The 10,846-nt window shown below is 73.7% G+C and carries 9 protein-coding genes; 4 read left to right on the forward strand and 5 right to left on the reverse strand.

What is annotated here, in order from left to right; genetic code table 11:
* Window positions 1-73: 73 nt before the first annotated feature.
* Window positions 74-1,936 carry an alkaline phosphatase family protein gene (locus tag CK485_RS22015; RefSeq protein ID WP_109453593.1) on the forward strand — a complete coding sequence of 621 codons (1,863 nt, stop codon included), beginning with the start codon at window positions 74-76 and terminating at the stop codon, window positions 1,934-1,936.
* Window positions 1,937-2,023: 87 nt separating this feature from the next.
* On the opposite strand, the gene CK485_RS22020 is transcribed toward CK485_RS22015, so the two are convergent.
* Together CK485_RS22020 and CK485_RS22025 are read right to left on the reverse strand one after the other, a co-directional pair.
* The gene (locus CK485_RS22020; protein WP_109454329.1) at window positions 2,024-2,710 is read right to left on the reverse strand and encodes a VTT domain-containing protein; all 687 of its coding nucleotides are present in this window, start codon (window positions 2,708-2,710) and stop codon (window positions 2,024-2,026) included.
* Window positions 2,707-3,483: an MBL fold metallo-hydrolase gene (locus CK485_RS22025; RefSeq protein ID WP_109453594.1), complete on the reverse strand. Its 777-nt coding sequence runs from the start codon at window positions 3,481-3,483 to the stop codon at window positions 2,707-2,709. The genes CK485_RS22020 and CK485_RS22025 overlap by 4 nt, the downstream gene beginning before the upstream one ends.
* Before the next feature lie 206 nt (window positions 3,484-3,689).
* Between CK485_RS22025 and CK485_RS22030 the strand changes: the two genes are divergently transcribed.
* Window positions 3,690-5,909, forward strand: coding sequence for a phage holin family protein (locus CK485_RS22030; protein WP_109453595.1), 2,220 nt, complete (start codon window positions 3,690-3,692; stop codon window positions 5,907-5,909).
* 124 nt (window positions 5,910-6,033) lie between these two features.
* On the forward strand, window positions 6,034-7,428 hold the full coding sequence (locus tag CK485_RS22035; RefSeq protein ID WP_109453596.1) for an amino acid permease: 1,395 nt from the start codon (window positions 6,034-6,036) through the stop codon (window positions 7,426-7,428).
* Between the two features lie 43 nt (window positions 7,429-7,471).
* On the opposite strand, the gene CK485_RS22040 is transcribed toward CK485_RS22035, so the two are convergent.
* Window positions 7,472-8,284, reverse strand: coding sequence for a methyltransferase domain-containing protein (locus CK485_RS22040; RefSeq protein WP_109453597.1), 813 nt, complete (start codon window positions 8,282-8,284; stop codon window positions 7,472-7,474).
* Window positions 8,285-8,438: 154 nt separating this feature from the next.
* Window positions 8,439-9,227 carry a hypothetical protein gene (locus CK485_RS22045; RefSeq protein WP_241968596.1) on the reverse strand — a complete coding sequence of 263 codons (789 nt, stop codon included), beginning with the start codon at window positions 9,225-9,227 and terminating at the stop codon, window positions 8,439-8,441.
* Between the two features lie 271 nt (window positions 9,228-9,498).
* Between CK485_RS22045 and CK485_RS22050 the strand changes: the two genes are divergently transcribed.
* Entirely contained in the window at window positions 9,499-9,942 is a 444-nt protein-coding gene (locus CK485_RS22050; protein WP_109453598.1) for a hypothetical protein, read from the forward strand.
* 62 nt (window positions 9,943-10,004) lie between these two features.
* Here the strand turns inward: CK485_RS22050 and CK485_RS22055 are convergent, their stop codons facing one another.
* Window positions 10,005-10,787: a phytanoyl-CoA dioxygenase family protein gene (locus tag CK485_RS22055; protein ID WP_199239474.1), complete on the reverse strand. Its 783-nt coding sequence runs from the start codon at window positions 10,785-10,787 to the stop codon at window positions 10,005-10,007.
* Between the last annotated feature and the right edge of the window lie 59 nt (window positions 10,788-10,846).

The raw sequence follows: 10,846 nt of genomic DNA on the forward strand, positions 1-10,846 counted from the left end.
TCCGCCAGGCGCACCGAAGCACGAGCATCACCGCTCGAAACGCGGCAACACCGCAGCATACGGAGGACTAGGCATGGTCGGCTCAGGCAAGGCACCGGGCGCGACGCGCCGTTGGGCAACGGTGGTCGCGGCCACCGCGCTCGCGGTGGCGGGCGGCGGCGCCACCGCGATGGCGGCTCCCGCGCACCATCACCCGGGGCACGGCGGATCCACCGCCACCCCGATCAAGCACCTGGTGGTGATCTACGACGAGAACGTCTCGTTCGACCACTACTTCGCCACGTACCCGCAGGCCGCGAACACCGACGGCACGAGGTTCACCGCCTCGGCGCGCACCCCGAAGGCGAACAACCTGCTCAACGCCGGGCTGCTGAAGACGAACCCGAACGAGTACGCCCCGCAGCGGCTGAGCCCGTCACAGGCCCTGACCTGCGACCAGAACCACTCCTACGGTCCCGAGCAGTACGCGTACGACGGCGGCAAGGCCGACCAGTTCGTGCAGAACACCGAGACCAGCAAGTGCTCGGGCAACCTGTACGGCGAGCCGGGCCTGTCGACGGACTACTACGACGGCAACACGGTCACCGCGCTGTGGAACTACGCGCAGCACTACTCGCTGGGCGACAACTCCTTCGCCTCGACGTACGGCCCGTCCACCCCGGGCGCGCTGGAGCTGGTCTCCGGCCAGACGCACGGCGTCATCTCCACCGACCCGACGTCGAGCACCACGCACCCGAAGCAGACCAAGACCCCGGACTCGTACACGGTGGCCTCGCCCGACGCCAAGGGCGTCGGCACCGTCATCAACGACCCGGACCCGGCCTTCGACGACTGCTCGGACACCGACCACACGGCGAAGAACGCCCTGGGCGAGATGACCGGCAAGAACATCGGCGACCTGCTGAACGCCAAGGGCGTCAGCTGGGGCTGGTTCCAGGGCGGCTTCCGGCCGAGCACCGCGTGGGACGGCAAGCAGGGCGACTACGCCAAGTGCGCGGGCACCACGCACGCCAACGTCGGCGGTGACGCCTCCGAGGACTACAGCCCGCACCACGACCCGTTCCAGTACTACGCCTCCACCTCCAACCCGCACCACCTGGCGCCCAAGTCGGTCAACGAGATCGGGCACGCGGGACGCGCCAACCACAACTACGACCTGACCGACTTCGACGCGGTGGTCAAGGCCGGCAAGCTGCCCGCGGTCAGCTTCCTGAAGGCGGGCGAGTACCAGGACGGTCACGCGGGCTACTCCGACCCGACCGACGAGCAGCACTTCCTGGTCAAGGAGATCAACGAACTGCAGAAGTCCCGCCAGTGGCAGGACACCGCCGTCGTCATCGCCTACGACGACTCCGACGGCTGGTACGACCACGTCTACGCGGCGCCGAAGAACGGCTCGAAGGACAGCACGGTCGGCTCCAACGGCAAGGCCACCGACAGCCCCGCCTGCCAGTCCGGCCCGAAGGCCGTCGGCGGCTACCAGGACCGCTGCGGCCCCGGTCCGCGCCTGCCGCTGCTGGTGATCTCCCCCTACAGCAAGGTCGACTCCATCGACCACACGCAGACCGAGCAGGCCTCGATCACCAGGTTCATCGAGGACAACTGGGGCACCGGCCGCATCGGTGACGCCTCCTTCGACCAGCGCGCGGGCTCGCTGTCGGGCATGTTCGACTTCCGCCGCCCCAACGACCGGCAGGTGCTGCTGAACTCCAACGGCTCGGTCGCCTCCGTCAGGCCGATCCACCCGGTCGCCGACCCGGACGCGGGCGACCGGACCACCGGCAACCCGGTCAGCACCGACGACCTGTCCACCCAGGCGCTCGCCGACACCGGCTCCTCCTTCCCGACGCTGCCGATCGGCATCGGGGCGGCCGTGGTCGTGGCCCTCGGCGCGGGCATCGCGATCACCATGCGGGTACGCAAGGGCGTGAACTGACGTAGCGTCAGATCGGGCTCGACTGCGTTCCGTGGCCGATCGCCATTCGACCTGACGTGACGTCAAATCCCTTGGGGCGCACGGCACTCACCCAGTGTCGTGCGCCCCTTCGTCCTCCCCGCGCGGCGCCTTCCGGCGGGCCCGGCCGCGCAGCGCACGCCAGGTGTACGGGGCCGCGCTGATCAGCAGCGTCAGGCCGACCGCCAGGGCCACGCCCTCCCACGGCGCGGGGAAGAGCGAGCCGCCCAGTATCCCGATCGTCTGGTACGCGACGGCCCACGCCACCACCGCCGCCACGTCACCGCGCACGAACGACCGCAGCGGCACCCGCGCCAGCAGGCAGGCGACCATCACCGGTATCCGCCCCGCCGGGACCAGCCGGGAGAGCACCAGGACCACGGTGCCGTGCTGCTCCAGCCTGAGCCGCGCCGTCTCCAGGTGGTCCGGGTCGGCGCGCTGCCGCAGCCGCTCCAGCCCGCGCGACCCGCCCGCCGAACGGGCGCCGCGCTGCCCGAGCCAGTACAGGGCGACGTCGCCCACGAGTGCGGCGAGCGCGGCCGTCACGAAGACGAACAGCAGGGCGAACGGGTCGGTGCCGTGCGTCGTCTGCTGGAACGCGACCACCGCCGCGCCGCTGACCACTGCCCCGGTCGGCACCACGGGCACCAGTGATCCGAGCGCCACCAGCAGGAACAGCGACGGATAGCCGATCGCCCGTCCCGTGGAAGCCGCGGAGGCCCCGGCGGTGGCCGCCTGCGCGAGCCACCCGGTCACCGCCGCGCCTCCCACCGGACGCTCCCGCCGTGCGCCGGGGTGCGCACCGTGACCCCGGGCGCCTGGTGGGCGGCGAGCCGGGCGAACTCCGTGCCGGGGGAGTGGAATTCGTGCGGGCGCACCGCGTCGAGACCGATCGGCCAGTACGTGCCGTAGTGCACCGGCACCGCGAGGCTGGGCGCCAGCTCGGCCACCGCCCGGGCGGCCCGGCCCGGGTCGAGGTGGTTGTGGCCGAGGTACGGGCCCCAGCCGCCGACCGGCAGCAGCGCGACGTCGCACCGCCCGACCTGCTCGGCCATGCCCGTGAACAGCCCGGTGTCACCGGCGAAGTAGGTGACCGCCTCGCCGTGCACCACATAGCCCAGCGCGGGCGCCGTGTGCGGGCCGAAGGGGAGCCGCCGGCCGTCGTGCGCGGCCTCGACCGCGCGGATGCGCAGCGCCCCCGCGCGCACCTCGTCCCCCGGCTCCACCTCGACCACGTCGAGGCCGCGCCGCCGGCACAGCCCCCGCAGCTTCGGCACCGCGGCACGGGCGCCGCGCGGGACGACGACGAGGGTGCCGGGCGAGAGCCGGGCGAGCGAGGGCAGGTGCAGGTGGTCGGCGTGCAGATGGGAGACGACCACCACGTCGGCCACCGCCGCGGCGGCGGGGGGCAGGGCGCCGCGCCGCCTGCGCAGGTGCGCCAGCCGTGAGGCGAACAACGGGTCGGTCAGCACCCGCGTCCCCGAGTCGCTCAGGGTGGCGCTGGCATGCCCCCACCATGTGATCTCCATGCGCGTCCGCTCCACCGGGTCCCGTGAACGACAGGTCCGGGCCGCCCGCCCCACGCCCTCGCGACGCCGGCCCTTGGCCCGAGCGTAGGCGCTGCGGGGTGAGGTGAGGGCGGGCGGGCAGCGGAAGCTCTGCCCTGTGGACAACTCCGGCCCCCCGCCGGTCCTGTGACAGTCTGAGGGGGAGCGAGCGCGGGAGGTGAGCGGCGATGGACGACCAGGGAGCGGCACGGACCGGCCGGGCGGCGCGCCCTGCCTGGTGGAGGCGCGCGTGGCGCCGGGCGGAGGCGGTGACGCCGTCGTTCACCTGGCGCGGCGTGACCCGCGCGTTGCTGCGGGTGCTCGCGGTGTGGGCGGTGGGCAGCGCCACGCTGGCCGTTTTGGCCGGACTGCTGCCCGACCTGACCCTTCAGTCCCCTCGCGGCGGCAGCGCCACCGACATCGTGCTCGCCGCCACCGCGGGCGCGGGCACCTTCGGCCTGCTCAACGCCCTGGTCTGGCCGCTGCTGGTGCGCGCCCTGCTGCTGGTCCCCGCCTACGTCCTCGGCCTGTCGACGTTCCTGCTCAACGGCCTGCTGTTCCTGATCGCGCTCAGTGTCGTGCCGTACGGCGGCACCGCAGCGTCCACCCCGGAGACCGCCGTCGTCGTGGCCGCCGTGATGTCGGCGACCTCGTCCGCCGCCAGCACCTGGCTCGCGGTGCGGGACGACGACGCGCACCGCAGACGCCTGGCCCGGCTCGCCGGACGCCGGCGCGCCGACCGCGCGCACACCACGGCCACGCCCGGCACGGTGATCATCCAGCTCGACGGCGTCGGCCACGACGTGCTGCGCGACGCGATGCGGGTGCGCCGGGGCGGAGGCCGGGGCAACGCGCTCAAGCCGCCGCTGATGGAGACGCTGACCCGCTGGACGGCCACGACGCACACGCTGGTGCCCTGGCACACCGACTGGAGCAGCCAGACCGGCGCCAGCCAGCTGGGCATCCTGCACGGCAGCAACGAGGACGTGCCCGCCTTCCGGTGGTACGAGAAGGAGACCGGGCAGGTCATGGTCTGCAACCGGCCGTCGTCCGCCGCCGAGTTGCAGCGCCGCGCCATCAGCCGCACCGGCGCTCCCGGCCTGCTCGCCGTCGACGCGGCCAGCCGGGGCAACCTGTTCACCGGCGGGGCGGACCAGTTGGCGCTGGTGCTGTCGGTGGCCGTCCGCCGCGATCGCGGACACCGCAGCAGATCCGGGTACTTCGCCTACTTCTCCGACCCGGCGCACGCCGCGCGCACCGCCGTCTCCTTCGCCGCCGAGGTCGCCCGCGAGATCGGGCAGTCGCTGCGGGCCCGCATACGCGCTCGGCGGCGGCCGGTCGGCCGGGGCGGGCTGTACCCGGTGCTGCGGGCGTTCGCCACCGTGGTCGAGCGGGACGTCGTGGTGGCCGCCGTCATCGGCGACATCCTCGCGGGGCGCCGCACGGTCTACGCCGACCTGGTCGCCTACGACGAGGTGGCCCACCACTCGGGGCCGCGCGGGCGGGACACCGACCAGGTGCTGCGGCGGCTGGACCGGGTGATCGGCCTGATAGCCGGGACCGCCCGGTACGCCCCGCGCCCCTACCGGTTCGTGCTGCTGTCCGACCACGGCCAGAGCCCGGGCACGCCGTTCGCCGCCGCGTACGGGATCTCGCTGCGTGATCTGGTGCGCTCCGGCTGCCGGCTGCCCGGCGAGGGGAGGGTGCGGGGCGCGGCGGAGGAGGAGCGCGAGTCGAGCACCGCCGCACGCGCCGCACTGCGCCGCCCCGAACGCGGCGAGGCACGCCGCCGGGCGCGGGGGCGGGACGCGGAGCCGGTGGTGCTGGGCTCCGGCAACCTGGGCCTGATCTCCTTCCCCGAGGCGCCCGGCCGGCTCACCCGGCAGCGGATCGACCGCCTGCACCCCGGTCTGCTGCGGAGGCTGGCCGATCACCCCGGCATCGGCTTCGTCCTGGTGCGCGACGCCCGGTGCGGGCCGGTCGTGCTGGGGGCGGACGGCGCCGAACACGAGCTGGCCACCGGGCGGATCACCGGGGCCGATCCGCTGGCACCGTTCGGGCAGGAGGTGGCGCGAGCCGTGCTGCGCACCGACGGCTTCGCGCACGCCGCCGACATCATGGTCAACTCCGCCTACGACCCGCGCACCGGCGAGGTGCACGCCTTCGAGGAGCAGGTGGGGTCGCACGGCGGCCTGGGCGGGGAGCAGTCCCGGCCGTTCCTGCTGTACCCGCGCGAGCTTCCCGCGCCACCGTCGCCGCTGGTCGGCGCCGAGTCGGTGCACGCCGTACTGCGGGACTGGATCGCCCTGGAGGACCTGCGGCCCGGCACCGCGCCGACCGCAGCTTTTCCGGAGCAGCCCGACGCGTACGGCATAAAAGACGGCGATTTGGTACAGGGTGACGCCTGAGGGGACCATGGGGGCCTCCCCATCCGGAGGATGATCCTCCTTTTCGCCCCGCCGGGCCGCGCCCACCCTTGCGCGGACACCGGTGGCACGGCGTGCCGGGGAGGAGAGGAAGGCGCACCACCCCATGCACGACACCGCCACCGAGGCACCGGCCCCCACCGCCCCGGCGCAGACCCCCGCCACCGCGGGGCGCACCGCGCACGGCGGTACATCGGGCCACTCCCGTCGCTTCGGGCTGCCCACCGCGACCGCGCTGGTCATGGGCAACATCATCGGCGGCGGCATCTTCCTGCTGCCCGCGTCGGTGGCGCCGTTCGGCACGGTGAGCCTGCTGGCGTTCGTGGTGCTGACCGTGGGCGCGATCGCGCTGGCGCTGGTCTTCGGACGGCTGGCGCGACGGCACCCGCGCACCGGAGGCCCGTACGTCTACGCGCGCGAGGCGTTCGGGGACTTCGCGGGGTTCCTGTCGGCGTGGTCGTACTGGGTGATGACCTGGGTCAGCAACGCGGCGCTCGCGGTCGGCGCGGTCGGCTACGTGGACGTGGTGGTCCCCGGTCACTTCTCGACGCCCGAGCGGCTGGCCGTGGCGCTGGCCTCGCTGTGGCTGCCCGCCCTGGCCAACCTCGCCGGGACCCGCTGGGTGGGCGCGGTGCAGATCGTCTCGACGGTGCTGAAGTTCCTGCCGCTGCTGTTCGTCGCGGTGGCCGGGCTGTTCTTCTTCGATCCGCGTGACCTCGGGCCGTTCCACCCCGGTGGAGGGAGCTGGGTCGGCGGGCTGTCGGCCTCCGCGGCGCTGCTGCTGTACTCCTACGTGGGCGTGGAGTCCGCCGCGATGAGCGCGGAGGAGGTGCGCGACCCCGAGCGCAACGTCGGCCGGGCCAGCGTGCTGGGCACCATCGGCGCGGCCTTCGTCTACCTGCTGGGCACCGTCGCCGTCTTCGGCACCGTGCCGCACGCCGCGCTGGTGAAGTCGGGGGCGCCGTTCTCCGACGCGGTGGACGCCATGTTCGGCGGTCACTGGGGCGGCACGCTCATCGCCACCGCCGCGGTGGTCTCCATCGTCGGCGCGCTCAACGGCTGGACCCTGATGAGCGCCCAGGCGCCCTACGCCGCCGCGCGCGACGGGCTGTTCCCCGCGGTGTTCGCCCGCAGGGCGCGCGGGGTGCCGACGTTCGGGGTGCTGGCCGGGGTGGCGCTCGCGTCGCTGCTGACGGTCGTCAACTACGCCTGCGGGTCGTCCGCGGTCTTCAACACCCTCGTGCTGATCACCACGTTCTCCGCCACCGTGCCCTACCTCCTGGCGGCGGCCGCGCAGGTGTACTGGCTGCTGTCCGGCGAGCGCGACCGGGTGCGGCCGGGAGCTCTCGCCCGCGACCTGGTCCTGGCGCTGGGCGCCTTCGCCTTCTCCGTGTGGCTGGTCGCGGGCGCCGGGTACGCGGCCGTCTACCAGGGCGTCCTGTTCTTCTTCGCAGGTGTCCTGGTCTATGCCTGGATCGCGGCGCGGCGCACCCGCGCCTGACGACGACGCGCCGGCCCCGGTCCGACCGAGGCCGGCCCGCCGCTCACGCCACGCAGACGATCTCCCCGTGCAGCAGGGAGAACCAGCCGTCGGGGGATGCCGCCCAGGCGCGCCAGCCGTCCGCCAGGCGCCGCAGGTCGCCGGCCGTGGCGTAGCCGTCGCGCACCGCCTGCTCGGCCATCGCGGACTTCACGACCCGGTCCGCCCACATGCCGCCCCAGTACGCCCGCTCCTCGTCGTCGGCGTGACACCAGGTGGTGGACGTCGCCGTGACGTCCGTGAAGCCCGCCTGCCTCGCCCACGACAACAGCCGCCGCCCGGCGTCCGGTTCACCGCCGTTGGCCCGGGCGCACCGCTGGTACAGAGCCATCCACTCGTCCAGTTCCGGCAGCCGGGGGTACCAGACGAAGCCGTGGTAGTCCCCGTCCCGCGCCGCGACGATCCCGCCCGGCCTGCACACCCGCCGCATCTCGCGCAGCGCGCGCACCGGGTCGGCCACGTGCTGGAGCACCTGGTGGGCGTGGACGACGTCGAAGCTGTCGTCCGGGTGGTCCAGCGCGTGGACGTCTGCGGTCGCGAACTCCACGTTGTCCAGGCCGCGTTCGGCCGCCAGGCGGGCCGCGGAGCCCAGCACGTCGTCCGCCGCGTCCACCGCGGTGACCCGCCCGCCGGGGGAGACCAGCTCCGCCAGGTCGGCGGTGATGGTCCCCGGCCCGCAGCCGACGTCCAGCACCCGCATGCCCGGCCGCAGTCGCGGGATCAGATAGGCGGCGGAGTTCTCCGCGGTGCGCCAGCGGTGCGAGCGGAGCACCGACTCGTGGTGTCCGTGGGTGTACGTGCCGTGGTGGTCGCTCATGGGACCCGCCCTTCACCGGAGTGACGCCTGACGTACGCCACCCTAGGCCGTGATCTCACTATCCAGGAACGGCGTTTCGCATCGTGGACGCGACCCGCCTGGCGGAGCGGGTCCCGTGAGCGACGGCCAACCCGCGTGCGGGCGGGCGGTGAGGTCAGCCGGTGGTGGGCCGGTAGGAGTACACCGTCGTGGCGACCTCGCAGACGCTCGGCGGGACGATCTCCACGCGCAGCACGCGCGCGTTCGGGTCGTAGTCGATGCCCTCGGCCTCGAAGGTGCCCGAGCAGATGCTCTGCTGCGGCACCTGGAAGAGCGTCGTGACGTGCCCGGTCACCGCCGAGCCGTCCAGCGCGTGCGGCAGGTCGACCTGGATGACGTCCTTCGCCGCGTCGTCGGAGCTGCACACCAGGCGGGTGCCCGAGACGAAGTCGCAGCCCTGGATGTCGCTGACCGTGCGGTCCAGCGTGATCTGTCCGGCCTGCGCGAGGGTGCCGCCGGTGCGCGGCGTCGAGGGGTTGAGCAGCGGGGCGGGGAAGACCTCCAGCCGGTTCATGTCGCCCCACTCGCCGGAGACCATCCACTGCCCGTCGGGCGAGACGGTGTCGAAGGAGTTGTTCAGCTCCTCGCCCGAGTCCAGCGGATGCGTGTACTCGTAGCGCTGACCGCCCGGCGTGGTGACCGCGTACATCTTGGAGGTCGCCGAGTCGCCGCCCTGGTACGCGTCGAAGACGTAGCCGTCGGCGATATCGGGGTCGCCGACGTGGTTCCAGCCGGCGATGCGCAGCGACAGCGGGATCGAGCCCAGGCCTCTGGTCAGCAGCGATCCGTCCGCCTGGGTGGCGATGCCCTCGCCACCGGTGAGCGAGTTGACGGTCGAGGTGCCGGTCTCCACCCAGCCGCCGGGGGAGTCGGCGTGCGCCGTCGCGGTGCCGGCGGCGGTCAGGGCCGCGGTGGCGAGCAGCAGGGCGGCGGCACGGGCGCGCAGAGTGGGTGCGGTCACGGTTCCCCCAGGGGTTCGGGTGACGGTCGGGTCACGAGCGGCACGAAGCGTAGACCGCGCCCGAACCGCGCGACTACGCCCCGGTAACCAACTCGGCCTGAATTCACCGTGATCCGCACGGGACGGCGCGGTGCCGCCGGACCCTCCGCACGGGACCGCGGAGGCGGACGCCGGGGGGACGGAACCGGATCGGCACCTCATCCGTCACATCCACATGAACGGACGACTTCTCTCCCTGGGCGCGGCGGCCCTCGTCGCCGGCGCCGTGCTCACCGGCTGCGGCACCAAGACCGTCTCGACCGGAAGCGGCTCCGCGCCGATGAGCCCCGGCCCGTCCCACAGCGCCAGCACTTCTCCCTCCGGGGGTACCGGCACGACGGTCAAGCAGGCCATCGCCGCGCCGGTCGCCGTCTCGGGGCAGGACCGCAAGCTGACCGTCACGACCTCGGTGGGCGGCTGCAAGCACGCGCAACTGCTGTCCCAGGAGACGACCGGCAAGGTCATCCTCACGCTCGAAGTGGTCAACACCCAGAAGCCTGGCCAGATGTGCCCGGACTTCGTCAAGGACGCCCCGGTCAGCACCATGCTGAAGGCCCCGCTCGACCACCGCCAGGTGGTGGACGCCACGACCGGCAAGACGATCTCCACCCACAGCTGACGCCCGCCCCCGCCGCCTGCGACCGGCTGACGTCCGCCCCCGCCGCTACCGGGGCGCGTGGCTCAGCCGACCGGCAGCCCGAGCGCGTTTCGTATCGCCCGCTCCACCGGCGGGCACCGCTGCGGCACCCGGTCCTCGTCCTCGACCGGACAGGGCCCGACCGGGTGCAGCGGGGGCTGCGCCATGAAGCGGGGCCGGGTGCCGGTGTGCCGCTGGGCGCGGTGCACCAGGAACGGATGGCACAGGTAGACGTCCCCGGGGTGCCCGGTGACGTACGCCTCCTCGCGGTGTCCGCAGGCCTCGGCCACCTCGGCGCCGAGGGCGAGGATCGAGGCGCCGGCCTCGCCGTGCCCGCGCAGCACGGGCGGCACGTCGAGGTGCGAGCCGACGCGGACCACCGTGGGCGCGTCGTCCTCGCCGACCTCGGAGAACAGGAAGAGCATCAGCAACGCCCGGTCCCGGGAGCGCCAGTTGGCGTGGTACCACCGCGCGCCCTCGGGCAGGTAGCTGCCCTCGATGTGCCAGCCGGTGTCCAGCGGCTCCTGCGGGTGCGGGAAGCGCAGCGGGAACGTGCCGAGCGAGTGGCGCGGCCGCCAGCGCCCGGCACCGAGCAGCCGGTCGAACGCGGCGTGCAGCACGGGCGTGTTGGCTGCCCGTGCGAACGGCGGCTGCGCCATGTCGCCGAGCCGCACCACCGGCTCGGTCCACGTCGCCGGGTCGTCACGGTCGAACCCGCACTCCCGCCACAGCAGTTCGGCCCCGGCGCGCGCGGTCCCCTCGTCGAACGCCCCTGGTATCCGCACGAAGCCGTCGGCCAGGAAGCGTGCCGTCATCTCGTCGCCCATAGGCCTCATTGCGGCGTCGGCGGCCCCGGGCGCCTCCCGTTTCCACGGGAGCGCCCGGG

Origin of the sequence: Streptomyces sp. ICBB 8177 (assembly GCF_003144095.1) — a bacterium.
Lineage (GTDB): Bacteria > Actinomycetota > Actinomycetes > Streptomycetales > Streptomycetaceae > Streptantibioticus_D.